The sequence below is a fragment of the Hyphomonas atlantica corrig. genome (genome assembly GCF_000682715.1).
Taxonomy (GTDB): domain Bacteria; phylum Pseudomonadota; class Alphaproteobacteria; order Caulobacterales; family Hyphomonadaceae; genus Hyphomonas; species Hyphomonas atlantica.
Window position 1 is genome coordinate 89,257 of sequence record NZ_AWFH01000045.1, and the last position, 24,721, is coordinate 113,977.

21 protein-coding genes are annotated in these 24,721 nt (G+C 56.5%); 8 read left to right on the forward strand and 13 right to left on the reverse strand.

Annotated elements, in window-relative coordinates:
* Positions 1–2 precede the first annotated feature (2 nt).
* From thrC to coxB, 8 genes are all read right to left on the reverse strand, one after another.
* Complete coding sequence (gene thrC, locus HY36_RS13155) at positions 3–1,382, reverse strand: threonine synthase (RefSeq protein WP_035553683.1); 1,380 nt, start codon at positions 1,380–1,382, stop codon at positions 3–5.
* Positions 1,379–2,071, reverse strand: coding sequence for an SURF1 family cytochrome oxidase biogenesis protein (locus HY36_RS13160; RefSeq protein ID WP_035553686.1), 693 nt, complete (start codon positions 2,069–2,071; stop codon positions 1,379–1,381). Before HY36_RS13160 ends, thrC begins: the two co-directional genes overlap by 4 nt.
* 86 nt (positions 2,072–2,157) lie before the next feature.
* Positions 2,158–3,030 (reverse strand): cytochrome c oxidase subunit 3, encoded by an 873-nt coding sequence (locus tag HY36_RS13165; protein WP_035553689.1) that lies wholly within the window; start codon positions 3,028–3,030, stop codon positions 2,158–2,160.
* A gap of 77 nt (positions 3,031–3,107) precedes the next feature.
* Entirely contained in the window at positions 3,108–3,686 is a 579-nt protein-coding gene (locus HY36_RS13170; protein WP_035553691.1) for a cytochrome c oxidase assembly protein, read from the reverse strand.
* Complete coding sequence (locus HY36_RS13175) at positions 3,683–3,997, reverse strand: hypothetical protein (RefSeq protein WP_035553693.1); 315 nt, start codon at positions 3,995–3,997, stop codon at positions 3,683–3,685. The genes HY36_RS13170 and HY36_RS13175 overlap by 4 nt, the downstream gene beginning before the upstream one ends.
* 2 nt (positions 3,998–3,999) lie before the next feature.
* A complete protein-coding gene (cyoE, locus tag HY36_RS13180) occupies positions 4,000–4,953 on the reverse strand; it encodes a heme o synthase (RefSeq protein WP_035553696.1) in 954 nt (317 codons plus the stop codon).
* 101 nt (positions 4,954–5,054) lie between these two features.
* On the reverse strand, positions 5,055–6,719 hold the full coding sequence (ctaD, locus tag HY36_RS13185; RefSeq protein WP_206741201.1) for a cytochrome c oxidase subunit I: 1,665 nt from the start codon (positions 6,717–6,719) through the stop codon (positions 5,055–5,057).
* Positions 6,720–6,739: 20 nt separating this feature from the next.
* Positions 6,740–7,738 carry a cytochrome c oxidase subunit II gene (gene coxB, locus HY36_RS13190; protein ID WP_035553700.1) on the reverse strand — a complete coding sequence of 333 codons (999 nt, stop codon included), beginning with the start codon at positions 7,736–7,738 and terminating at the stop codon, positions 6,740–6,742.
* Between the two features lie 165 nt (positions 7,739–7,903).
* On the opposite strand from coxB, the gene HY36_RS13195 reads away from it, so the two are divergent.
* The 3 genes from HY36_RS13195 (at position 7,904) to HY36_RS13205 (ending at position 10,465) form a co-directional block, all read left to right on the forward strand.
* Entirely contained in the window at positions 7,904–8,458 is a 555-nt protein-coding gene (locus HY36_RS13195; protein ID WP_051602787.1) for a tetratricopeptide repeat protein, read from the forward strand.
* Positions 8,459–8,510: 52 nt separating this feature from the next.
* The gene (gene tldD, locus HY36_RS13200; protein WP_035553703.1) at positions 8,511–9,914 is read left to right on the forward strand and encodes a metalloprotease TldD; all 1,404 of its coding nucleotides are present in this window, start codon (positions 8,511–8,513) and stop codon (positions 9,912–9,914) included.
* Positions 9,915–10,024: 110 nt separating this feature from the next.
* Positions 10,025–10,465 carry a rhodanese-like domain-containing protein gene (locus tag HY36_RS13205; RefSeq protein WP_035553705.1) on the forward strand — a complete coding sequence of 147 codons (441 nt, stop codon included), beginning with the start codon at positions 10,025–10,027 and terminating at the stop codon, positions 10,463–10,465.
* 70 nt (positions 10,466–10,535) lie between these two features.
* Here HY36_RS13205 and HY36_RS13210 read toward each other — a convergent pair whose 3' ends face one another.
* Both HY36_RS13210 and HY36_RS13215 read right to left on the reverse strand, forming a co-directional pair.
* Positions 10,536–12,335: a peptide MFS transporter gene (locus tag HY36_RS13210; protein ID WP_241764209.1), complete on the reverse strand. Its 1,800-nt coding sequence runs from the start codon at positions 12,333–12,335 to the stop codon at positions 10,536–10,538.
* 111 nt (positions 12,336–12,446) lie between these two features.
* Complete coding sequence (locus HY36_RS13215) at positions 12,447–13,826, reverse strand: glutamate--cysteine ligase (RefSeq protein WP_051602788.1); 1,380 nt, start codon at positions 13,824–13,826, stop codon at positions 12,447–12,449.
* 108 nt (positions 13,827–13,934) lie between these two features.
* On the opposite strand from HY36_RS13215, the gene HY36_RS13220 reads away from it, so the two are divergent.
* Positions 13,935–14,567 (forward strand): DUF6891 domain-containing protein, encoded by a 633-nt coding sequence (locus tag HY36_RS13220; RefSeq protein WP_051602789.1) that lies wholly within the window; start codon positions 13,935–13,937, stop codon positions 14,565–14,567.
* Here the strand turns inward: HY36_RS13220 and HY36_RS13225 are convergent.
* Positions 14,564–15,334 carry a 16S rRNA (uracil(1498)-N(3))-methyltransferase gene (locus HY36_RS13225; protein ID WP_035553707.1) on the reverse strand — a complete coding sequence of 257 codons (771 nt, stop codon included), beginning with the start codon at positions 15,332–15,334 and terminating at the stop codon, positions 14,564–14,566. The two genes, HY36_RS13220 and HY36_RS13225, sit on opposite strands and share 4 nt — an antisense overlap.
* Before the next feature lie 47 nt (positions 15,335–15,381).
* On the opposite strand from HY36_RS13225, the gene HY36_RS13230 reads away from it, so the two are divergent.
* From HY36_RS13230 to HY36_RS13245, 4 genes are all read left to right on the forward strand, one after another.
* Entirely contained in the window at positions 15,382–16,755 is a 1,374-nt protein-coding gene (locus HY36_RS13230) for an NAD-dependent succinate-semialdehyde dehydrogenase (RefSeq protein ID WP_035553709.1), read from the forward strand.
* Positions 16,756–16,854: 99 nt separating this feature from the next.
* Entirely contained in the window at positions 16,855–17,988 is a 1,134-nt protein-coding gene (ubiA, locus tag HY36_RS13235; RefSeq protein ID WP_051602790.1) for a 4-hydroxybenzoate octaprenyltransferase, read from the forward strand.
* A 112-nt stretch (positions 17,989–18,100) separates the two neighbouring features.
* On the forward strand, positions 18,101–19,564 hold the full coding sequence (locus HY36_RS13240; RefSeq protein WP_051602791.1) for a pyridoxal phosphate-dependent decarboxylase family protein: 1,464 nt from the start codon (positions 18,101–18,103) through the stop codon (positions 19,562–19,564).
* A 43-nt stretch (positions 19,565–19,607) separates the two neighbouring features.
* Positions 19,608–20,276 (forward strand): DsbA family oxidoreductase, encoded by a 669-nt coding sequence (locus tag HY36_RS13245; RefSeq protein WP_035553711.1) that lies wholly within the window; start codon positions 19,608–19,610, stop codon positions 20,274–20,276.
* 24 nt (positions 20,277–20,300) lie between these two features.
* Here the strand turns inward: HY36_RS13245 and HY36_RS13250 are convergent, their stop codons facing one another.
* Together HY36_RS13250 and HY36_RS13255 are read right to left on the reverse strand one after the other, a co-directional pair.
* Positions 20,301–21,089, reverse strand: coding sequence for a hypothetical protein (locus HY36_RS13250; protein ID WP_035553715.1), 789 nt, complete (start codon positions 21,087–21,089; stop codon positions 20,301–20,303).
* 103 nt (positions 21,090–21,192) lie between these two features.
* Positions 21,193–24,294 (reverse strand): TonB-dependent receptor domain-containing protein, encoded by a 3,102-nt coding sequence (locus HY36_RS13255; RefSeq protein ID WP_051602792.1) that lies wholly within the window; start codon positions 24,292–24,294, stop codon positions 21,193–21,195.
* Positions 24,295–24,721 lie beyond the last annotated feature (427 nt).

A 24,721-nucleotide genomic window follows, 5' to 3' on the forward strand; every position in this document is an offset into this window, starting at 1 on the left:
GCTTAGCGGGCCAACTGCTCGACTCGGGCGCGCACCGCGGCCAGCGTCGGTTCCACGCGTTCGAATACTTCTTCATTCTCGGTAACGCCGGTGGCGAAATCCGGAAGCCCCGCCTCGCGCCCAGTTGCCTGCTTCACGGTCTCAGGGAATTTCGCGGGTGATGCTGTCGCCAGAACGACCGTCGCGACATCCGCTTTTGGTGACAGCCGCGCCACACGCGTTCCAACCGCTGTGTGAGGGCAGATCAGCCAACCTGTCTCGGATTCGAACTGCTTCATTTCTTCCAGAGTGTCTGCATTGCTGACACTTTGAACGCGAATACCGGAACAGCTCATACGCCCCTTCGCTGTTTCAGGAAGATCCGCCTCACCTGCCTGTTTGAACCGTTCGTAAACACCGCGCACAGCGTCACTGTCGCGTCCGGACAGTTCGAACAGGATGCGTTCGAAGTTTGAAGGAATGGAGATGTCCATGGCCGGGCTTGGAGTTTCGACAGTTTGCGCCTTCGTCATCTTGCCGGCCTCGAACAGGCGCAACAACGCGTCGTTCTCATTCACCGCGCAGACAATATCCAGACCGCCCGGCAACATTCCGCAACGTGCGGCGACATATCCGGCAAGCGCATCGCCCATATTGCCACTCGGCACGATGAAACGAATTTGCTGCCCCGCCAGCGCAGCTTGTGAGGTTGCGTAGTAGACTGTCTGCGCGGCAATACGGGCCCAGTTGATGGAATTCACGCCGGACAGGCTTACCCGATCTGCAAAGTCACGGTCTGCAAAGAGCGATTTCACAATGGTCTGGCATTCGTCGAAATCAGTTTCGAGTGCCAGATTGAGCACATTGTCTGCGCCTGTTGTCGTCATGAAAAGGCGTTGGATGGGAGAAACGCGTTCAAACGGGTGAAGGATTACGAGGTCGGCATGCTTTGCCCCGGCAAACGCCGCCGCAGCAGCTCCGCCTGTGTCGCCTGACGTTGCACACATGATCGTCATGCGCTGGCCTGTCTTGCCGAGTACGAGGTCGTAGAGCTGACCAATCAACTGCATCGCCACATCCTTGAACGCCAAGGTCGGACCATGGTGAAGTTCAAGCAGCCAGTTTGCTGGGCCGGATTGGGTCAAAGGTGTCACGGATTGATGCGCGAAGCTGGAATAGGCCCGCTCGCAAAGTCCGAGCACCTCGTCCCATGTCAGCGCGTCTCCAGCGAAGGCCGAGATCACACGGGCGGCCACGTGCGCATAAGGTTCGCCCGGTTTCGCGGGGTCGATCTGTGGGTAAGCCTCGGGAATATACAGGCCGCCATCGGGCGCAAGTCCTGCGAGGCAAGCGCCAAGAAAATCGACAGGCTCAGACTGTCCCCGAGTGGAAATATACTTCATTCCGCGTCCCTTCCGCGAAACCGCAAGCGGCCTTTTTGATAGTGAAAGGCGAGATACACACCCAGAAGCGCCAAGGCGAGCCCCCACCACGTAATTGCGTAACCAAAATGCCGTTGAGGCGGCAGGTCATCATCCATGCGAAGGCGCGCAAACGGATTGCGACCAGCCATTGCACGGCCATTCTCAACCAAGCGAAGCGTTTGCGGCTCAAATGCCTCAGGCGACACACGGTCCGCCATCGTGCTTGGAAGAATATTCGAGAGATCTTTGATACTGTAGGCGTAAAATACGCCAGCTGCAGGCTTGTCCGGGCTGGCAAAGACATTCCGGTTGCCGGGCGTCTTGTAGATCCCCTGCGCGGTGAAGTTCAGGTTTGCACCGCAATCTGGCCCCTGACACGGAACTGGGGGCTCTACCTGGTAAAGCAATTCAATCGTGGTGAAGACCACATTGTCGCCCGCATCGACGGCGACGACGCGCCGCCATGAAGCCGCGCCATCCGCATAGGCGTAGACCATCGCTTCACTGCCCGGCACAACCCGACCCGACAGGGTTTGCCAGTTCGGCTCGGTCTCATCGAGTGCCATCTTTTCGCTGAACCGCCCGTACTGCCAATTCCCCAGCATCACCAGAATGATCAGCGACGCGATGGTGAACAAGGTGAGAATGGGAAATGGGCGAAAGGTCATGAGGCCTCAAAGTGTACCTGAAAAAAGGCCCGCCAGGCATGTGCGCCGGCGGGCCTGTCGATTGTTCAGTCTATGCCAGCGGCAGTCTACCCGCCGTAAACGAGGTGTGGCACCACGTAAACGAACGCAAACAGGAAGAGCCAGACGACGTCAACGAAGTGCCAGTACCAGGCAGCAAATTCGAAGCCGAGATGCTTCTCAGCGCTCATGCCGCCCATCAGAAGGCGGATCAGGCAGATCGCCAGGAAGATCGTACCGATTACGACGTGCGCACCGTGGAAGCCGGTCGCCATGAAGAAGGCGGAACCATACAGCGTCCCATCGAATGTGAACTGGGCGTGGCTATATTCGTAAGCCTGCAACAGCGTGAACACGAAGCCGAGGATAACCGTAAGGATCAGGCCGTTGCGTGCGCCGGCACGGTCGCCATGCTGAAGGGCGTGGTGAGCCCAGGTTACAGTTGTACCGGACAGCAGAAGGATCAACGTGTTGATCAGTGGCAAATGGAAAGGATCGAACGTCTCAACACCGACAGGAGGCCAATCGTTGAAGCGAGCGAGACCATCTGCGTAGAGTGCGTTCGTGGAATCCCAGGTTTCGCCGACGCGTGCGCTTTCGAAAATTGCGAACTCAAAGAAGCTCCAGAACCATCCCGCGAAGAACATGACTTCTGACGCGATGAACAGGATCATGCCATAGCGAAGACCGATCTGAACAACAGGCGTGTGGTCACCGACATTGCCTTCCTTGATGACTTCGCGCCACCAGCCGAACATCACCCACATGACCATGGCCAGCCCCAGTGCAAGCAGCCACCAGGTACCTGCTTCGAGGCCAAACAGGCCTTTCATGTAGGTCACGCCGCCCAGGGCAGTGACAACAACCGCAATCGACCCCAGCAGCGGCCAGGGTGACGGGTTTACGAGATGGAAATCGTGTTTGACTTCGTCGTGAGCCATGGCCCTTTTGACCCCTCTAAAAAATCACATGAATCAGAGCGCTGTTTAGACCGCTCCGGCTTGTATTTGCAACTGTATCAGCCGGCATTGGCTGAATTCGCCGCACCCTTTTGTGCGGCTTTTTCCTCGCCTGAATAGCTTGAACTGTCAAAGAACGTGTAGCTGAGCGTAATCGTCTCCAGCGATTTCGCTACACGATCCTCGAGCATGTCCGCCGATACGAAATAGACAATGGGGAGCTTCTTCGTTTCTCCCGGCGCGATAACCCGCTCCTCGAAGCAGAAACACTCCAGCTTGTTGAAATAGAGCCCTGCATAATGCGGCGTCACATTGTAACTCGCAATGACGCGCACTTCCCGATCGGTCGGGTTTGTGACTTCGTAAAACGCCAGTCCGTGTTGGCCAAGCTTCAACTCTTGCTCGGTCTGAAGCGGGCGAAACAGCAGAGGCACGTCAGCAACATTTGCATCGAACCGAACGTCAATTGTCTGATCGACAACCATCTCCGGCGCCGCAGTCGCAATGCGGGTTGTTCCCCCAAAGCCCGTGACCTTGCAAAAGGTGTCGTAGAGTGGGTCCGCAGCGAAGCCCAGTCCCAGCATACCGCTGAAAACTCCCAGGGAAATCAACGCAACTTTTGTGTTCGACAGCCTCATGAAGGGTCTTCCTCACTCGGTGTTTCATCTGCTGGGGTCAAGTTTGGCGGCGGCGCAGCCTGTTCCGGGGTCATGCCGGTAGGCAATTCCTGCACACGTTCGCCACGGTCATCCATATTGTAATAGAAGCCGCTCTCGCTCAGGTCGGAAGACGAGAGACGAATGAAGGTAATCACGCCAACGAGGATGACGAACACGGCAAGCGCGATGCCGAGCCAGCGATTGCGGCTGTTTCGAGCGCGAAGCTCTTCCTGACTCACCGCAGGCGCATCTGCAAACTGGCCCTGATACTTGTCTTGCTCATTTGTCATCTTCAGACGCCTCCAATCACGAAATGAAGGCCTGCCGCGTGCTCAAGAATGAGAGCAGCGAAAACCAGGAACAGATAGAGGATGGAGAAAAAGAACATTCCTCGTGCAAGCTTCATATCTGCTCCGCTAGCTTCGGCATCGCCAGCGTTCGACCGCCAGACGCGAACAGCATAGCCAAGGAATACAAGCCCGAGCGCCAACGCTGTCGCGCCATATATCCAGCCGCCCAAACCAGTGAGCACAGGCAACAAGGCCAATGGGACCAGCAGGATTGTGTAGAACAGGATCTGGTTACGCGTCACCTTCGCCCCGTGTGTTACCGGCAGCATGGGCACGCCTGCCTTCTCATATTCGCCATGCGCCAAGAGGCTAAGCGCCCAGAAATGTGGTGGGGTCCAGAAGAAGATGATGGCGAAAAGAATCCACGCATCAACCGGCGTGTTGCCCGTTACAGCGGCCCAACCGATCACCGGCGGGAACGCCCCTGCGCCGCCACCGATCACGATGTTCTGCGGCGTCGAGCGCTTCAGCCACATCGTATAGATCACGCCATAATAGAAAATCGAAAACGCAAGTAGCGCGGCAGCGAGCCAATTCGACGCCAGCCACATCAGCATGACAGATACACCGCTCATGATGAGGCCCATCGCGAGAGCCTCCTCTTTCGGCACGGCGCCGGAAGGAATTGGGCGCGTGGAAGTCCGGCTCATGATCTGGTCGATGTCTGCGTCATACCACATATTGATCGCGCCGGCCGCGCCCGAACCGAGCGCGATGGCCAACGTGGCAATGGCCGCCATGATCGGGTTGATCGAGACACCAGTCACGCCGACAGCCGCCACGAGACCCGCGATGGCTGTGAATACAACCAGCATCATGATGCGCGGCTTAAGAAGCTGCACATAGTCGCCCGCTGTCGCGTAACGTTTCTCTGATGTCGCACTCATGTCGGTCATTGTCTCGATCTGGTCCTCTTAAGCGAAACGGCCCAAGCGCATGTCGCGCCGGGCCGCCTCGGTTTCAGACTGTCTGGAAGGCCGAGCCCTTCCCTTGCCTGTTAGTGGCCGCCTTTGTTGGTAACGTGCGGCAGTTCGTTGAACTGGTGGAATGGTGGTGGCGATGGAAGCGTCCATTCCAGCGTCGTCGCACCTTCGCCCCACGGATTGGCTGCACCCTTGCGGCGGCGGATCATAGCTTCGACCAGACCAATGAAGAAGACGGTCGTGGCAACCAGCGTGATCGCGTAGCCGATGGATGACCACATATGCCAGGTGGCGAAGCCATCTGCGTAGTCAATGTAGCGACGCGGCATGCCTTGCAGGCCCAGGAAGTGCTGAGGGAAGAACAGGACGTTCGACCCGATGAACATCAGCCAGAAATGAAGACCACCGATGAAGCCGTTGTACTTGATGCCGAACATCTTCTCGAACCAGTAGTACCAGCCGGCGAAGAGGCCAAACACAGCACCGAGCGACAGCACATAGTGGAAGTGCGCCACAACATAGTATGTGTCGTGCAGGGCGTGGTCGATACCGGCGTTCGCCAGAACGACACCCGTCACACCGCCAACGGTGAACAGGAAGATGAAACCAATCGCCCAGAGCATCGGAACCTTGAATTCAATCGAGCCGCCCCACATGGTCGCGATCCAGGAGAAGATCTTGATGCCGGTCGGCACCGCGATCACCATCGTCGCCGCGACGAAGTAAGCCTTCAGGTCAACATCCATACCGACCGTGTACATGTGGTGAGCCCACACAACGAAGCCGATGACACCGATGGAGACCATGGCGTAGGCCATTCCAAGGTAGCCGAAAATCGGCTTTTTCGAGAAGGTCGACACGATGTGACTGATGATGCCGAATGCCGGCAGGATCATGATGTACACTTCAGGGTGACCGAAGAACCAGAACAGGTGCTGGAACATGATCGGGTCGCCACCGCCACCCGGCACGAAGAATTGCGAGCCGAAGTTACGGTCAGTCAGCAGCATGGTCAGCGCAGCAGCCAGAACCGGCAGCGAGAGCAGCAACAGGACAGCCGTGATCAGAACGCCCCATGCGAACAGCGGCATCTTGTGCAGCGTCATGCCTGGAGCGCGCATGTTCAGAATGGTCACGATGAAGTTGATGGCACCCAGAATGGACGCGATACCAGCTGTGTGCAGCGACAGGATGAGAACGTCCATCGCGGGGCCAGCGTGCCCGGTTGTCGAAGAAAGCGGCGGGTAGAGAACCCAACCACCGCCGAAGCCATTACCCGGCCCGCCTGGCACAACCATGGAAATACAAGCCAGAACAAACGCTGCGACGGTGAGCCAGAGCGAAATATTGTTCATGCGCGGGAAGGCCATGTCCGGCGCGCCGATCATGAGCGGCACAAACCAGTTGCCGAAACCGCCGATCAGCGCTGGCATGACCATGAAGAAGATCATGATCAGGCCGTGATAGGTAATCACGGTATTGTAGAAATGCTTGGCGTTCTGGATTGCAACATCGCCTTCACCGGCGACAAATTGCGTCAGGACGCTAACGCCCGGCTCAGCGAGCTCCCAGCGGATCAAGCCGGAAAGCGTGTACCCGATAATACCGGCAATCAGGGCGAAGATCAGGTACAGCGTACCGATGTCTTTGTGGTTCGTCGAAAACAGCCAGCGCGTGAAAAAGCCCGGCTTGTGATCGTGCGCGTCATGATGGTCGATGGCGACTTCATCCATTGGCATGGCGATTCACTCTCTCTTGTCTATTGCTGGGCGGCGAACTGGGTCGCCTGCTCGTTGGATGCAAACACATCTACAGAAGCATAGGCCGCCTCGTAGTCTCCGGCGAGCATTTGCTCAGCCCATGCGTCAAACTGTTCCTGGCTGACCACGCGAACCTCGATCGGCATGTAGGCGTGGTTGACGCCACACAGCTCAGAACACTGGCCGTAATAAATGCCCGGCTGCTCCACCAGGAACCAACCCTCATTCAGGCGTCCCGGCACAGCATCGGTTTTGACGCCGAAAGCTGGAACGGTCCACGAATGGATCACGTCAGCGGCTGCCGTGTAGTAACGGATGTAACGGTTTTGAGGGACAACCATGGGATAGTCGACGGCGAGGTTACGCGGCTTGGACGCATAATCAGAACGACCGGTTGCATCCGCATAATTGGCACCATCCGTCGAAACACCGACGTGCACCGGGTTCGAAACGAATTCGAGGGGGTAGCCTGAATCGTCCACCAGATCTGGATAGGTGTAGGTCCAGTTCCACTGGTTGCCCTGCGCCTTGACGTTCACAAACCCCTTTTCAGCAGCTTCCGGGAAGTAATCCTTCGTGAAGCGCTCATGCTGGCTGTCTTTTCCATCCGCCAACAGCTTCTCAGACTTGTCAGTAATTTGCTGCAGGTTTGGAACAACGTCCTGATAGTAGAGGTTCGGGAAGGACTGGCTGGCAATTGCCACCAGGATCAGCGCCGGAACGACGGTCCAGATAACTTCGATCAGCGTGTTATGGCTGAACTTCTTGGGCACCGGATTGGCCTTGCGATTGTGGCGAACAATGATCCACAGCAGCAGCCCGAGGACGAGCAGCGTGATCAACACAATGATCACGAGCACGAAGTCATGGAAGGTGTGAATGCGCTCCGCAATGCGGGTCGCGGCCGGCTGGAAGCCCAGCGCACCGTCGGTCGGTTCGAAAGCCAGTGCTGGTCCGGCCATAATGGCGGCGCACATGGCGGCAATAAGGTGTCGCACGAAGTTATCCTCGTCTCATTGGAATCTCTGCTCCTCTATCTACAATACGTACTAGCCGCAACCTACCACTTTACGCGCTCAATATTGTCGCAGGTTGTCGCCGCCAGACGGCATCTGTGGTACTTTTGGCCACACGCCCGGACATTGAAGAGAAAGGTCGACCAGATGAGAAACGCCATATGTGCTGCAGCCCTCCTTCTTGGATTCGGAGCCAGCCCTGCCCTTGCTCAGGTCGTTGTTCTGGGCGGCGGAATTGCCAAGGATTGTTATGAAGCCGCAAAATTCGAGACGGTTTCACCGCGGGAAGGTGCAGAAACCTGCACACGCGCCATCGAACACGAGGCCATGACCCCCAGCAATCGCGCTGCAACCTATACGAATCGCGGCGTACTGCACATGCGGGCGGGCCTCTATCAGAAAGCCCTGTCCGACTACGAGAAAGCCAAGAAGATACGCCCCGAAACAGGAGAAACCTACCTGAATGAAGGCGCAGCATTTATCTTCCTTGAAGACTATTCAAGCGCGCTTGCTTCGCTGGACAAGGCCATCGCACTCAATTCGAGTGACTTGTATGCCGCCTATTACAATCGCGCGCTGGCAAAGGAAAAGCTGGCGGATATCGAAGGCGCTTATTTCGACTTCAAGACCGCCTTGGAACTGAAGCCGGATTGGGAGCTGGCGCAATGGCAGCTTTCGCGGTTCGAAGTCACAACCAACTGATTTCTGCGCCTGCGCCCTTGCGGGTCGGCAGGGTGTCGCGCATCTATTCTGGATGACACAGACCTCCCTTCCCTTCGACCTGACCAAAGCATCCGAAATCCTGTCCAACGCCGCCAAGGGCGCGGATGACGGCGACCTCTTCGTAGAACGCTCGCGCTCGGAGAGCTTTGTGTTTGACGATGGACGTTTGAAATCGGCAGCATTCGACACCGATCAGGGATTTGGCCTGCGGGTTGTCGCCGGTGAAACAACTGGCTCCGGCTATGCATCCGAACTTTCGCTTGAAGCCATTCAGAGAGCGGCGGAAACAGCTGCTCAAGCAAAGCGCGGCTATTCAGGCCATCTCGCAACGGGGCCGACCCCAACCAATCGTCGCCTGTATGAGCCAATTGATCCTACGTCTGCGCCCGATTTCACCATGAAAACCGGGCTGCTGGCCGAGATCGACGCCTGGGCGCGCGCCTTCGACCCCCGCGTGGTGCAGGTTTCCGTATCGCTGGCTGGCAGCCACAAGGAAGTGGATATCGTCCGGCCGGACGGCGCGGTCTTTTCGGAGGTTCGTCCTCTTGTACGCTTGAACGTTTCCGTCACGCTCGAAGAGAATGGTCGGCGCGAATCGGCTGGTGCTGGCGCAGGCGGGCGCGCTGCCTATGAAGACTGGATCCAACCGGATCGCTGGCAAGCGATGGTGAAGCGCGCCGTGAAGAAGGCTTCGGTAAATCTTCAGTCCATCCCCACCCCAGCCGGCCAGATGGAAGTCGTCCTCGGGCCGGGCTGGCCTGCCGTTCTACTGCACGAGGCGGTCGGGCATGGACTTGAAGGCGACTTCAACCGCAAGGGCACAAGTGTTTATGCTGGCCGAATCGGAGAACAGGTCGCCGCGAAAGGCGTGACCGTCATAGACGATGGCAGCATCGAGCGTCGCCGCGGCTCGCTCTCCTTCGACGACGAAGGCACGCCGACGCAGCGTACCGTGCTGATCGAAGACGGCATTTTGAAAGGCTACATGCAGGACCGCATGAACGCACGCTTGATGGGCCAGGCCCCGACCGGCAATGGCCGCCGGGAAAGCTATGAAGCGGCCACAATGCCCCGGATGACCAACACGGTCATGCTGGGCGGCGACAAGGATCCCGACGAAATCGTTGGATCGATCAAGCGTGGCCTGTGGGCCGTTGATTTCGGTGGCGGCCAGGTCGACATCACGTCTGGCAATTTCGTGTTCCAGTGCACCGAGGCCTATCTGGTGGAAAACGGCAAAGTCGTTGCTCCCGTGAAGAACGCCACCCTGATCGGCCACGGCCCTACCGTGCTGCAGGATGTGACCATGATCGGAAACGACTTCGCGATGGATGACGGTGTAGGTGTGTGCGGCAAGGCCGGTCAATCTGTGCCGGTGGGCGTTGGCCAGCCAACTCTCAAAGTTGGTGCGCTGACTGTAGGCGGCGCTGGCTAAATTTGCTGTCACCTTGGGGAACCAGGGTTGCGGCGGACCACTCACTTTGACACTTTGTTGCCGCAATTGGTCATCGACTCGTTGCGGCTTTATTCAAGTTGAGTGTTCTCATGGTCCGTTTTCTATCGCCCCTCATCGCTGCAACGGCGATTGTCGTCAGCGCTGTCTTACCTGCATCAGCGGACATCCAGACCTTGTCTGCCGACTCTGCGCACACACTGGTCCAACGCGGCGAATTGATCCTGCTGGATGTGCGTACCCCCTCCGAATGGGCCATGACCGGAATGCCGCGTGACAGTGTCGGAGCGAATTTGCAGGACGTTGATTTTCTTGCTCAGGCCCGCGGCGCGGTCTTGGGCGATCTTGAATATCCAATCGCAGTGATCTGCCGTGCGGGGAATCGCTCCACCGAAGCAGCAGCGCGCCTCGAGGCTGCAGGCTTCGCCGAAATTTATGAGATCGCTGAGGGCATGGTTGGTTTGGAAGGCGTTGGCGACGGCTGGATAAAGCGCGGTTTGCCAACCGACCAGTTTCTGCCACCGGACTATTGAGCGCACACATCCAGACTCAAAAAAGCGCCCCCCCAGGAGCCGCCTTTCTTAGTTTCGATTTGATCAGAGATCAGAACATCTCGTCTGACACCATCGAGGATTCCGGCGGCAGCTCATCGCTTCCCTTCATCCAGTGCTTGATGATTGGTGAGATGATCAGCATCAGGACGCCGATACCCATGGCGACGTAGCCAACATTTGAATACACGCTGACATAGGTGGCTTTCGCAGCTGCAACGTCCGTGATCTGACCACCGATTGTTTCCGCACCGGTTGTGCGCGCGATCACGCCTGCCAGATAGTTGGACAGTCCGGAATAGAGGAACCAAGCGCCCATTGTCATCCCAACCACGCGGGCCGGGGCAAGCTTGGTCACCGCCGACAGGCCGACTGGCGACACCATCAGTTCGCCCATCGTGTGCACCCAGTAGATCAGGAAGATGAAGCCAACCGCTGTCATGCCCGCGCCGGACATGCCAATGCCCCCCACAAGCGATAGGAAGCCAAGCCCTGCCAGGAAGACGCCGATGGCGAACTTCACAGGCGTCGATGGTTCCATTTTCCGCTTGGACAGGGCAATCCACATCCAGGCAAAGATCGGGGCGAATATGACAATGTAGCCCGCATTCAAGAACTGGAAGACCGGCGTCGGCACGTTCATACCGAACATTTCCTTGTCGACCAGACGGTCTGTGAACAGGGTCAGCGACGAGCCAGCCTGTTCGAACAGCGCCCAGAACGGGATTTGCGCGAGCACGAAATAGATCGCTGCGAACATCCGATTGCGCTCTGTTCCCTGAAGTTTGACAAAGGCATATCCGACAAGGCCGATAAAGATGGCGATGCCGAGGGACCCGACGAACCAGTCTGGAATGACTTCCGCGTTCATCACGAACAACATGGCCACAGCGATGACAAGCGCGCCAGCCAGATAGCAGGCCATTTCAACATTGATTGGGCCGAGGAAGGATTTCTTCAGCGTTTCCGGATTTGGCGGCTCAGCCTTTCCTTCCAGGAATTTCTGTCCCCACAGGAACACCGCAAGGCCCGCAAACATGCCGATGCCTGCCAGGCCAAACCCGTATTTCCAACCCCATACGATACCGATGATACCGCAGGTCAGCGAGGACAAGAGCGAGCCAAGATTGATGCCCATATAGAACAAGCTGAAGCCTGAATCCCGGCGAGGGTCGTCAAACTCATAGATCGCGCCGACAATGGTCGAGATGTTGGCCTTCAGATAACCAACACCAGCAATGATGAAGGCGAGCGAGAGGAACAGGATGTTGGTATAGAGCTCCTGCTGTTCCACGCGGGTGGTGTATTCACCTTTGGCGAACTCCTGATAGACGGGCGCAGTTGGCTCGTCTGCATCGTCCGCGCTCTCGAGGATCTGGAGATCACCTGAGCCTTGCTCGAACACGACGCGTCGGGTTTCGCCGTCCAGGTCGACGAAGAGCTGGCGATTGTCACCGCGACCTTCATGCAGGATTTCGATCTCGGTCCCATTTGAGACGACATATTCTTTCGAGCCGGAGCCCTCAAAGGCCATACCGAAATGGCCGAGGCAGAGCAGGATCGCCCCGAAAGTGACGGCCTTGCGCTGGCCCAGATACCGGTCGGCCAGCGTGCCGCCGATAATGGTCATGACGTAAACAAGCGCCGTGTAGGCGCCGTACATGATGGATGATTTCTCGTCAGAGAACAGGAAATGCTGGGTCAGATAAAGCACCAGCAGGCCGCGCATCCCGTAATAGGAAAAGCGCTCCCACATCTCTGTAAAGAACAGGATGGCCAGTCCCTTTGGATGACCAAAAAATGAGGTATCGCGAGGCTTGCCCGCTTCACCCGTCGCAGTGATGTCCGTCACGCGTTCAACTCCCCGGAAATTCTTACGAACCGGTACTTTGATCACGCAAACGCAATTGTCTCAAGGCAGCTTGTGCCAAATCCAACGCCGGACAAAGGGCGTTTCTTGCCCCTAATAGGCCTGATCAGCAAAAATGTGACTTAGATCGCGCTGCCACTCACCATGATACTTCTCAAGAAGCCGCTCGGCCGGGGTGAACCCGGATCGTGCGATTTGGTCAAGTTCAGACAAATAGCCCGTTTCGTCATCACCAGATACTGACAGGTTCGCCCGGCGCTTCAGGCCCGCGCGCGCAATATCCAATACGTCGACGGCAAGATCCTGCATGGACCGGCCACCCGGCACGGGTGTTTTGAGGCCCAGCGTACGGACGCCTTGGCGCATCACCTCCCGCTCAGCCGCTGTCCAATCCTTCACCAGATCCCAGCACGCTTCGAGACTGTCTGAACAATACAGCAACCCGGTCCAGAACGCGGAGAATGCACACAAATGGCTCCACGGCCCGCCATCGGAGCCACGCATTTCCAGAAATTGCTTCAGTCGGACTTCCGGAAAAATCGTCGACAGATGGTCGGCGAAATCGTCCATGGCCGGTTTCTCGCCCGGCAGAATTGGCAGTTTGCCGTCAAGGAAGTCTCGGAACGACAGGCCGCTGGCGTCGAGATATTTCCCGCCGCGACGCACGAAGTACATCGGCACGTCCAGCGCGTAATCAACATAGCGCTCAAAACCAAAGCCATCCTCGAACACAAAGGGCAACATGCCCGTCCGGTCAGGGTCCGTATCGGTCCAAATTTGCGAGCGATAGGACAGGAACCCGTTCGGGCGCCCGTCAATAAAGGGCGAATTGGCAAACAGCGCCGTGCCCAGCGGCTGCAGCGCCAGCGACACGCGAAACTTCTTCACCATGTCGGCTTCGGATTCGAAATCGAGATTGGATTGGACAGTACAGGTTCTGAACATCATCTGACGGCCCAGTCGCCCCACCTTGTCCATATACTCCATCATGATCTTGTAGCGACCCTTGGGCATGATCGGCGTCTCCGCCATGCTCCAGATCGGGCTGGCACCCAGCCCCATGAAGGCCACCCCCAGCGGATCGGCAATTTCCTGCACTTCGCGCAAATGGCTGCCAACTTCATTGCACGTTTCATGCATCGTGCGAAGCGGCGCGCCGGACAGTTCAAACTGGCCGCCCGGCTCTAATGAGACGCTGGCACCATCCTTTTTCAGGCCGATCAGCTTTCCACTTTCGGAAATTGGCTCCCAACTGAACTTGTCGCGCAAGCCTTCCAAAATCGACAGCACCGACGCTTCACCCTCATAAGGCAGCGAGCGCAATCCATCGCGAATGAAGCCAAATTTTTCGTGTTCAGTCCCGACACGCCATTCCGAACGAGGCTTGTTGCCAGCCTCGAAATATTCGATCAGCTCTGACTTATCCGAGATACGGCGGGAGTTTTCGTCGATATCCGACGTCGGCGTGGTCACTTTGGAGGCCTCCCCTCAATCTCTTGATCTGTGTGCACATAGGGATGTTTCTCTGAAGCGCCAACCGGGTTATTCTCACAAGTTCGTTTATTACTGCAGGTGAAAGCAATGACGCGATTTACGACAGCAGAGCGCGACGACCTCAAAGTCTGGGCGCGAATTCATGTGCGTGGAGGCTATGAGCCGATCGACGAAATTGAAGATATCCTGCTCGACCTGACAGAAGAATTCGACTCGAGAATTTCAGAGCGTGATCGCCAGTCCGAAATCCGGTCTGCGGTGATTCAGGAAATCGAGGCCCTTCGCAGCGAACAGGCTGAGTGGTCAGTCCTCACGGACTTCGACAGGCTCGAACTGGCTTTCGACATGCTGGAAGACAAGGACATTGTCGCGCGCCAGAACTTCACGTGTTGCGGCTCATGTGGCGCAACCGAAATCGGGATCGAGATCGAAGAGTTCGAAGCGTATGGCCGACCGGCACGGGGCTATGTGTTCTTTCACCAGCAAGACACCGAAAGCGCTATCGAAACCGGTCATCTCTATTTGAGCTATGGCGCGTCGCGCAACACCGCCGATGGTGTGATCCTTGAAGTTGGTCAGGAGATTGTGGACACGCTCAAATCCGTTGGCCTGAAAGTTCACTGGGACGGAAAGCTGGAGCACCGGATTGGCGTATCGCTGGACTGGCAGCGCCGGTGGGAAGGGCCTGTCCCTCAGCCGCTGAAACGCTGGCCTTTCTAGATCCAGTCCCCACACACCGCTTGCCAAAGGCTCAGTGCGGCAACGACGGCCGTTTCAGCTCGCAAGATTCGCGGTCCCAGACTGATCGGCACTGTACCTGCGCGAGAACGAAGGAATTGTCGTTCATCCGGACTGAAGCCGCCTTCCGGGCCGATGAGAATGGCCGCGTCACGAGCCTTGAGATCGCCAAGTGCTGCGAGCGCGGCGCGGGCCCGACCCTGTTCTCCGCCCCAAGGCTTTGAATCGTCCTCACCGGCTTCATCACAGAAGATCAAGACGGTCTCATCAGGCAGGGCGGACAATGCGGCATCGAGAGAGACCAGATCCGAAATCTCAGGCAGATCAAGCCGCTCAGTCTGTTCCGCCGCTTCCAGCGCAATCTTGTTGAACCGGTCCAGTCGCACTGTTCGGGTTTGAGTGAACTGCGTTATGACGGGCCGAATTCGTCGAACCCCCAACTCTGTCGCCTTTTCAACAATAAAGTCCGTTTCCGACTTCTTCACGGGCGCAAACATCAAAGTGAGTTCGGGACAATCGGTTGTTTGCTGGGCGCGGATTTGCTCGGTCGGCACAATGATCGCAGTCTTGCCGTCAGGCTCCGCAAGCTCGCACACCCACTCCCCGTCGGTCCCATTAAAGACACGCACGCGATCACCTATCGATAAACGCATAACTCTAATGATATATCTTGAGGCCTCAACGTCCAATCGAACAGGTACAGACATGGACAAAGCTGATGGTACGAACAGTCGCGGGATGGAACTCATTCGGGTGATATACCTTTCAGCAAAAGTGAAATCAGCAAGAGGTGAACATGACTGACCAAACAATCAAATCCGTAAATCCGGCGAATGGCACAGTCATTGAGGAATTTACACCCCACACCCCCGCAGAAGTGACAGCGATCATCAACCAGTCGGAAGCCTGCTTTACCGACTGGCGCAAGACCAGCTTCGAGCATCGCGCAAAACTCCTGATGAAGGCGGCGGATGTGCTCGAAGCCAATGCTGATCGTTATGCTGCGGACATGACCGCTGAAATGGGCAAGCCGCTCACCCAGGCAAAAGCTGAAGTCAATAAATGCGCGTGGGTCTGCCGCCATTATGCCGAACAGGCCGAAGGCTACCTTGCCGACGAGATCATGGAGAGCAATGGCAGCAAGGCCTATGTTCGCCATCTCCCACTGGGCGTGCTGCTTGCCGTCATGCCTTGGAATTATCCCTTCTGGCAGGTTTTTCGCTTTGCAGCGCCAATCCTGATGGCTGGGAATACGGGCCTGTTGAAGCACGCCTCAAATGTGTTCCGGTCCGCGCTGAATATCGAAGAAGTCTTCACTGAAGCGGGCTTCCCGGAAGGTGCGTTCAAGACTCTGCTGATTGGTTCAAAACACGTCGAGAGCGTTATCAAGGATGAGCGCGTCAGAGCCGTTTCACTGACTGGTTCTGGGCCGGCTGGCGGCGCTGTTGCTGCCACGGCTGGCTCCCAGATCAAGCCATCCCTTCTGGAACTCGGCGGATCCGACGCCTTTATCGTGATGCCATCCGCCGATCTTGAGAAAGCCCTAGACACCGCACTGACAGCTCGCACCCAGAATAATGGTCAGTCCTGTATCGCTGCCAAACGATTCTTTGTTCACGCAGACGTCTACGACGCATTCAAGGCTGGCTTCGAGGCCCGCTTCAAATCGCTGAAGGTTGGCGACCCTATGGACGAGACCACCAATATCGGACCGATCGCAACCGCATCCATTCGCGACGAACTCGTGGAGCAAGTCGAGAAATCGGTTGCAGCTGGCGCGTCGGTCTTCAAACCGGGTAATACGCTGCCGGACGAGGGTAACTGGTTTGATCCCTGCATCGTCAGTGGTGCGCCAAAAGGAAGCCCTTCGGCAGACGAGGAAATGTTCGGACCCGTGGCAAACCTGTGGAAAATCGAAAGCCTCGACGAAGCGATTGCCCGCGCAAATGATTCGGTCTTCGGCCTCGGTTCTGTGATCTTCACTCAAGACCAGTCAGAAATGGACCAGGCCATCAACGAGCTAGAAGCCGGAGCAACCTTCGTGAATGCCATGGTTGCGTCTGATCCGCGCCTGCCGTTCGGCGGAATCAAGCAGTCCGGCTATGGTCGCGAGCTGGCAGCCGATGGGATCAAGGCCTTCGTTAACCGTAAAACCGTATATTTCGCCTAGCGTTTTCAGGCATCCGCACACGCTGCGTTTACCGACAGAGTTCACCCAATAGGTGTGCGCGGCTGTTGGAAACGCAGAAATTCGGTATAAGCCCCGGCGATGAACGACGCGCGCAAGATACCGGCTGACAGCGCCCTGCCCGGCTGGCTGGCAAGCCTGCCTGAGGCATGGCGCCCCTATGCCATGCTCGCCCGCTGGGATCGGCCCGTTGGTATCTGGCTGCTCTACATACCCTGCCTCATCGGTCTGTCTTTTCAGAGGCTGATCACCGGCGTCTACGTGTTCGATCTGGTTTGGGCCGCACTTTTCCTGCTCGGCGCGGTAGCCATGCGCGGAGCTGGATGCACCTGGAACGACATTACGGACCGCGATATCGACGCAAGCGTCAGTCGCACGGCATTAAGGCCGCTGCCGTCCGGCGCCGTCACACTGAAGCAGGCTTACATATTTCTGGCGGCGCAGTTGCTGATCGGCCTGCTAGTTTGGCTCTTCCTGCCGCTGGACGCGAAGCTGGTTGCGCTATTGTCGATCCCACTCGTGGGCGCCTATCCTTTCATGAAGCGCGTGACTTGGTGGCCTCAAGCCTGGCTTGGCATGACGTTCAATTGGGGCGCGCTGGTTGGCGCCGCCGTCGCTTCCACAATCAGCCTTCCCGTCCTGATCCTGTATGCGGGCCTGATCCTGTGGACAATCGCCTACGACACGATCTACGCCCTTCAGGATCGTGAGGACGACGCATTGATAGGGGTGCGGTCCACGGCACGCTTGTTCGGTCAACGCGCCGTGCTGATCAGCTTCTGTTTTCATCTGGGGGCTGCGGCCCTGATCGCTCTGGCTGCCGCGCTCAACGAAGCCGGGCGCATCGGGGCGGTAACGGCCTTGGTCTTCCTGGGTCATGGCGCTTGGCAATCCGCGCGCATCAAATCGAGCCGCGAACGCGATGCGCTGCCAGTCTTCAAATCGAATGTGTGGGCAGGCGCAGTCGTTGCATTTGGATTTGCGCTGTCCGCCATGGCTCCGGAACCGAAGCAAACATCTCTCTTTGCCGATCATGAAATCGTACCGGAAGGCCCTCCTTCCACCATGAGCTTGCCTTTCGGGTTTGAGGTGAAACGCGCTCGTCCCTCCCCGGCCGACCCCGGCGAGACATGGTTTGCCAGCGAGGCCTTGCGAACCTTGAGGCATGAGGGTGTGATCGGCCCCGACACCGATGCCCACCCTGCCATTCGCTGAATTGGAACAACCTCATCGCAGGAATGTTCATGACGCAGGCAGGGTGCGACCCATGCGCTCGCCCACGCCCGAATCCGTTGTCTCCACACAAAAAAGGCTGGATCGGTAAAACATGGCCAATCCCGACATACCGAACGTGCCCGATACAGAAAGCCTCGATCCAGAGGATTGGGAAGATTTCCGCATGCGTCTGCATCGCATGATAGACATTGCGGTCGACCAGATGGAGCGGTCGCATGAAGGACGGGTCTGGACGCCATTTCCAGACGAGATCAAATCCCTTTTTGATCTGTCCCAGACAGGCCAGTCTTCCGAACAAGTCGATACAACGCTCCAAAAGCTGTTGCCTTACGGTGTGGGAAACACACACCCCCGCTTCTTCGGCTGGGTTCACGGGTCAGGCACACCGTCAAACCTCGTGGCAGAAATCGCCGCAGCGACAATGAATGCCAATACCGGTGGACGAAACCATGCCGCGATCGAAGTTGAGCGGCTGGTGATCGAATGGTGCAAGGGGCTTTTCTCATTTCCTGATGAGGCGAGCGGGCTGGTCATGTCCGGCACATCCATGGCGACGATCGTGGCGATCAAGGCAGCCCGCGATGCGCGCCTTGACTTCAAAAGCCGCCAGGAAGGCCTCGGAGGCCACAAACTCGTAGGATATACCTCGACCGAGGCGCATGCCTGCATTGCCCGCGCATTCGACATGGTCGGCCTCGGCACAGACGCCCTGCGGCGGATCCCCGTAACGGCTGACCACCAAATCGATATCGAACTACTGAAGAAGCAAATCCATAATGACCGCGAGGGCGGATTTGAACCGTTTCTGATCGCCGGGACGTGTGGATCTGTAAATGCTGGCACGATTGACGACCTCATGGCTCTGTCAGACATATCTGAGACAGAGCAGCTCTGGTTCCACATTGATGGTGCCTTTGGTGCGCTTGGAATGCTGAGCGACAGATTGCGACACCGCCTCGCCGATCTGGAACGCGCAGACTCTATCGCCTTCGACTTCCATAAATGGCTTCATGTCAATTACGATGCTGGCTGCATCCTGATCCGCTCAGGGGACACACACCTGAAATCCTTTTCCGACAGGCCAGATTACCTCAAATCCGCGGAGCATGGCCTCGCCGCTGGTGGAACCTGGCCGGTCGAACTGGGGCCCGAGCTATCACGCGGCTTTCGTGCCTTGAAAGTCTGGGCCCAGATCGCGGAGCATGGTGAAGAGAAACTGGGCCGGATGATCTCGCGGAACTGCGAACAAGCCGCGTACCTTGGGGAGCTCGTTGAAGCGGCAAGCGATCTGGAGCTGCTTCTACCAGTCTCCATGCAGATCTGCTGCTTCCGCTACGTTCCGGCGTCAGCGAGTGACGTGGACCTGAACTCCCTCAACGAAGACATCGTTATTCAGCTTCAAATGTCCGGCATCGCGGCACCATCCACCACACGGATTGACGGCAAGACAGCCATTCGCGTGAACATTACAAATCACCGAACGGCACAATCGGACCTGGACGTGTTGGTCGGGGAAGTTCGCAGGATTGGCGCAGACCTCACCCAATCTCACTGACGGTTTATTTGCGTCCCGACGCAACCGCACCTAGGTAAAGGGCATGACACTCGTAATCGAAATGGTATCGGACCTGGTTTGCCCGTGGTGTTGGCTCGGCAAACGCAGGATGGATGAAGCAATCAAACTGGTCCCGGAACTGGATGTGGAGTTGATATTCCGCCCGTTCGAGCTGGACCCGACGATCCCGGCTGCTGGCGTCGACTACAAGGCGCACATGAAAGAGAAGTTCGGCTCTGATGCGGGCAAGGATCGCGCCAATACCATGCGTCAGGCGCTGATCGATTACGGCCACGCGGAGGGCATCCCGTACAATTTCGACAAGATCACCCGCCGCCCGAACAGCTTCAACGCACACCGGCTGGTTCGCTGGGCGCAAGGCCAGCAGAAAGGTGCCCTCGCAAAGGAAGCCTTGTTCAAGGCCTATTTCTCCGACGGCCGCGACATCGGTGAAACTGATGTGCTGGTCGACATCGCCCGGGAGATCGATCTGGATTCGAGCATTGTTGCCGAGCTTCTTCCGACCGACGCCGACGTAGACAATGTCCGGCAGGAAGAAGCTCTGTTCCAGCAAATGGGCATCAGCGGTGTTCCAACCTATATCGCCAATCGCCGCGTCGCCGTTCAGGGCGCTGAGACCGCTGAAAAGCTGGCCCGCTTCCTGAAGGACGCAGCCGCCCGCCTTCCAGAAGAGCGTCCTGCGGGAAGTTAGGTACAAATCCTCTGAATGACCGATCTAGGATTTGTACCCTAGCAACTCACGCAATCCAGGTACGGCAACTTCGACGAGCCTTCTTTGCATTTCAGGCAACTGCGAGGGCAATCGGTTGTTGTTGACAACAAGATTTTCACGAGCAGTACCGCTTTGCTTCTTATCGCTTCCGATCAGGATGCGCTGCTTCCAATCGTCAGGAACCGCAATGCCGCACGTTTCGAGCAGCGCCCCGAAATAGTCACGAGCCCGCTTCGAATCTATGTCCCTGAGGTTCTCAACAATGTCTTCGTACCGGTACAGATGAACACCAGTGCCCAACCATGCTGTAGCGTTGAACGTATAAATGTCATTCATTGGAGGCGCTTTGCCATGAATGCCGAATATCATCATATTCAACAACGATTCAGGAGAAAACGCTTCACTTTTGAGATGGTCCAGCGAGGCTTCAAAATTCTCAGATATAAAGAACCGCGCTCGCGCCAACACCCAAGTATAGGGATCGCGGACTAGGAGAATGTGCCGCGTCAATCGCGTCGCGAACATGGACTCGTCCGAGAAAAGCAGATGCCCCCAGCTGAGAAATGGTTGGGCAGGATCAAAGGCCCGAGCATGATTGTGCATAATCGGGATCTGAATGAAAGTATCGTGGTATTGCTGCTCATTGGCTACAAACATACGCATGATGTTGCGCATCAAATGCGTTCCACTTTTCGGCACCGAGTTTAAGAAGACGGGCGCAGTGAGCGGCTGATGAGAAAACTCTAAGTTTCGCTCATCCAGATTGTCTTTCTGCATCGTTATCTGCGGCAAACCGATTTCTCCTTCTGGTACCCGGACACTTTAATCTATGGAACAAAATAAAAAAAGCGGCGGATACGCTCCGCCGCTTTCGAGTTTATTGGCTTAACGTAGCCTAGAATTCCTTGCTTACGTTTAGGAAGAACCGACGGCCAAGCCAATCATACTGGGAGTAGAAGGCCGATGTTCCGACGGTGTTGTATTCACCCAATCCCAGCGTGGTGACTGCTGGCGGATGCTCATCAAAGATGTTCGATACACCAACGCGGACATCCACGCCATGTGGCAACTCCCGGCTGATCGACATGTTGTGATAGGTCGTCGCTTCAGTCTCAAGCTTGAAGAAGACAGGCGTGCCGAAATATGTACCGGTCGTGCCGCCATAGCTCTCCACGTTCGACGTCGACCCGATGAAGTCCACACCCCAGAAGTAGGACCAAGGCCCACGATCAAGCGTCGCGCTGATCTCACCGACCCATTCCGGATTGCCAGCTTCGGTATTGGTGTCGATCGGTTCGCTGTTCTCGAACAATGTCAGCTCGTCCTCGAATTGGAACGTGTGCTGAGTGGTCAGCGTCAGTGAACCAAACGAGAAGTCACGGCTGTACTCTGCAGCAACATCAAGACCGGAATTGGTCTGATCAGCCACGTTGATAAAGTTGTTCGTGACTTCAGAGACCAAGAAGTTGTCATTCCGTTCGAACAGGTCACACAGCGGCTCTGTCGCGAAATTATCAGAATTGTAACAGCCAAGCAGGATATTGTTCGCCCCAAGCTGGGTGATCTGGTCTTCGATATTGATCTCGAAATAATCGACGGAAACGCGGAAGTCCGCAAACTCCGGCGCCCAGATCAGACCCACATTGAACGCGTCAGAGGTTTCAGCCTCAAGAATGCCGGCGTTTCCGCTGGCAAACACGGTCGCACTGGAGCCAGAACCATTATGGTTACCCGGTACGCCACCAGCATTACAATTGTCTGCAAGACGTTGCGAAATGTCACCATTCGCAAGGTTTGCTGCCCAGTTGATACACGGATCTATTGTACGCTGCTGAGCAAAGCTGGTTTGCGAAGCGAGGTAGAGTTCGAACAGTGCAGGCGCGCGGAAGGACGTACCATAAGTTGTACGAGCGCGAATGGATGGTGTGATTTGCCAGCCCAGACCGGCCTTGTAGGTCGTGTCGGATCCATAAACGTCAACATCTGTCCAGCGAGCCGACAAGGACAGGTCGACCGCTTCCGCCAATGGCTTGTCCTTCAATAGAGGTATGGCGATCTCGCCAAACACTGCGGTCGTTTCTTTGGATCCTTTTGTGATTCCAGCAGTACTGGAGCCCCAAGCGTTGCCGATCCGGAAGGCTTCGGCTGGCGTGTCGTTGATACGCTCATCAATAAAGCTGACACCAAGTCCAAGATTTACAGTGCCTGCTGGCAACTCGAAGACTGGACCATCGATGAAGGCTTCAAACTGAGCCTGCTCGTAGACCGTATTACCGGTTTCTGTGCCGAACAGGAATGCCCGATCTTCAGCAGAAATGTTCCCTGCGAGGAATTCTGGGTTGTACCAATCAGGAGTGATACACGGAACACCACGCACATCCGTGACACCGTCTGCATCGGCTGCACAGCTTCCAGTTCTGAAATACTGATACGGCGTAATGGCGTCATCATAGATCAAGTCAGACGTGTAGTCGCCGTCAGAGCGGGAAAACTGGAAGAATGTGTTGTAGTGCCAATCAGGGATCAGTGAGTTCATTGATCCTTCGAGACCGATCACCGCATTCATATAGTCTACTGTGATGTTGTCATCGGAATGATCGGTGATGGCAGTAGGGCTCAGACCAATATAGCTGAACTCCCCAGCCGCCGCACCAAATCCGTTGGCCTCAAGGTTGGGATTGTTGGTGAAGATGGTCCCCAGGTAATTGTACATGTAGTCATATTGCCAGAACTGACGATAACCATTCACTTTGGTCTCACGACGATTCAGCAGGAACTCGCCATAAAGCGTGGCAGAATCTGTAAGTTCAAAGTCGCCGTTTCCGTAGAGCGTAATCCGCTCGACTTCCGGGATCATCGTAGTTTGATCCTGGAACGGATGGTCGTTGTTCGTCAGGCCTTCGGACAGTAGCGCCGTTGGCGAATAGACTGGATCAAACGTGGCGCCCGGCAGAAGTAATTCGCCCAAGCCAACCGGGAACCAACCGGCAGGTGCGTCAAGGCCGAAATCGTTCGGGCCCCATGGCGCAAGACCGTTGGCAGCCAGCGAACCATCATAATCATACTGCAGAAGCTGTGGACGAGACTGCCACGGGCGTCCCGTCAAGCCAGCGTCCAGATAGTTGTACAACCAAACGTGTCCCCATGGCAGATCCTGACAGGCATAGTCGCCCGTGCGCGGATCGACGACATCAGCCCGGCTGCCATCACGATTGAAGACGTACGGCTGTCCGCAGGAGAAATAATCCCGGTCACCTTGAGCTAGCTCTTCGCGCTTGGAGTAATCCAGAGACACGAGGAAATTGCCACGGTCCAGCGCCTTGCCATAGCTGCCGCTCAAGCGTAGTTGCTCACCGCCAGCCTCTTCAGGTGCACTGTAGAAGAAATCGATTTCGGAAACGTCGTCTTTCTTGGTGATGATGTTCACGACACCTGCGACCGCGTCCGAACCGTAGATGGAGGATGCACCATCCTTCAGGATTTCGACGTTCTGAACTGCAGACAGCGGGATCGCATTGAGGTCAAATGACGACACGCCACCGCGCGTACCGGCAGGGCCAGCCCGGCGGCCGTTGAGCAGGACCAGCGTCCGGTTGGCTCCAAGTCCGCGCAGGGAGATGGTTTCCGTACCGATGCCGCCATTCTGAACGAAGGCCGACGACGTCGCTGCCGTCACCTGTGGCGAACCGGCGGCTACCGTGGCAGTCTGCAGTAGGGTACCGACATCAGCGATCCCTTTGAGCGCGCCGGAGTCAGCAGAAATGATGTCGAGCGGCGCGATGCTCGTGAATTCATTCGCCAGTCGGGATCCCGTTACGCGAATCGTTTCTTGGGTCAGCGCTTCGCTGTCATCTTCTGCCGCTGTCGGGGTAGATATGATGGCATCGTCCGCTTCGTCAGAAGCATCTTGCGCAACTGCACCAAAAGCCAGTCCACTACACAGCGCTCCTAGCGCGACTGTGCGGAACAAAAAATCATTCCGTTTCGTTCTATTCATTTATCTCGATCCTCTCGAAGCTCACCTAGGTTCGAGTGTCGGCAAATCAGACTCCATATCTTTGAAGTCCAAGAACTAAATTTACCGCCCCTCTACAGAGAGGATTGCAGACCTGTAATATTAAAATCAATAAGCCGGATCATTTTTTGCTGTTCATTTTGTCATCTGTGACATTTCTGCCAATTTTTTGCCGGATCAGCACAGTATAGCCCGACAATACCGCGATGATGAGAAACAATTTTCATCGTTTTCTGAGTTACAAGGCCGTGCGGAGCTCATCTTGACAACGCTCACCTTAATGAAGTCACCTCACCAGAAACCAGAATTGAGGAACTTCAAATGAATAGAAAAGCTTGGCTCACTGCTGGCCTGACCTTAGCCGCAGTCTCACTTGGTCAAGTCTCACACGGCGAACCTGTTCCTATCG

Bases quoted from the DNA above. Each gene is read 5' to 3' on its own strand.
- thrC (WP_035553683.1), bottom strand. From the start codon at position 1,382: ATGAAGTATATTTCCACTCGGGGACAGTCTGAGCCTGTCGATTTTCTT.
- HY36_RS13160 (WP_035553686.1), bottom strand. From the start codon at position 2,071: ATGACCTTTCGCCCATTTCCCATTCTCACCTTGTTCACCATCGCGTCG.
- HY36_RS13165 (WP_035553689.1), bottom strand. From the start codon at position 3,030: ATGGCTCACGACGAAGTCAAACACGATTTCCATCTCGTAAACCCGTCA.
- HY36_RS13170 (WP_035553691.1), bottom strand. From the start codon at position 3,686: ATGAGGCTGTCGAACACAAAAGTTGCGTTGATTTCCCTGGGAGTTTTC.
- HY36_RS13175 (WP_035553693.1), bottom strand. From the start codon at position 3,997: ATGACAAATGAGCAAGACAAGTATCAGGGCCAGTTTGCAGATGCGCCT.
- cyoE (WP_035553696.1), bottom strand. From the start codon at position 4,953: ATGACCGACATGAGTGCGACATCAGAGAAACGTTACGCGACAGCGGGC.
- ctaD (WP_206741201.1), bottom strand. From the start codon at position 6,719: ATGCCAATGGATGAAGTCGCCATCGACCATCATGACGCGCACGATCAC.
- HY36_RS13195 (WP_051602787.1), top strand. From the start codon at position 7,904: ATGAGAAACGCCATATGTGCTGCAGCCCTCCTTCTTGGATTCGGAGCC.
- tldD (WP_035553703.1), top strand. From the start codon at position 8,511: ATGACACAGACCTCCCTTCCCTTCGACCTGACCAAAGCATCCGAAATC.
- HY36_RS13205 (WP_035553705.1), top strand. From the start codon at position 10,025: ATGGTCCGTTTTCTATCGCCCCTCATCGCTGCAACGGCGATTGTCGTC.
- HY36_RS13220 (WP_051602789.1), top strand. From the start codon at position 13,935: ATGACGCGATTTACGACAGCAGAGCGCGACGACCTCAAAGTCTGGGCG.
- HY36_RS13225 (WP_035553707.1), bottom strand. From the start codon at position 15,334: ATGAGTTCCATCCCGCGACTGTTCGTACCATCAGCTTTGTCCATGTCT.
- HY36_RS13230 (WP_035553709.1), top strand. From the start codon at position 15,382: ATGACTGACCAAACAATCAAATCCGTAAATCCGGCGAATGGCACAGTC.
- ubiA (WP_051602790.1), top strand. From the start codon at position 16,855: ATGAACGACGCGCGCAAGATACCGGCTGACAGCGCCCTGCCCGGCTGG.
- HY36_RS13240 (WP_051602791.1), top strand. From the start codon at position 18,101: ATGGCCAATCCCGACATACCGAACGTGCCCGATACAGAAAGCCTCGAT.
- HY36_RS13245 (WP_035553711.1), top strand. From the start codon at position 19,608: ATGACACTCGTAATCGAAATGGTATCGGACCTGGTTTGCCCGTGGTGT.
- HY36_RS13255 (WP_051602792.1), bottom strand. From the start codon at position 24,294: ATGAATAGAACGAAACGGAATGATTTTTTGTTCCGCACAGTCGCGCTA.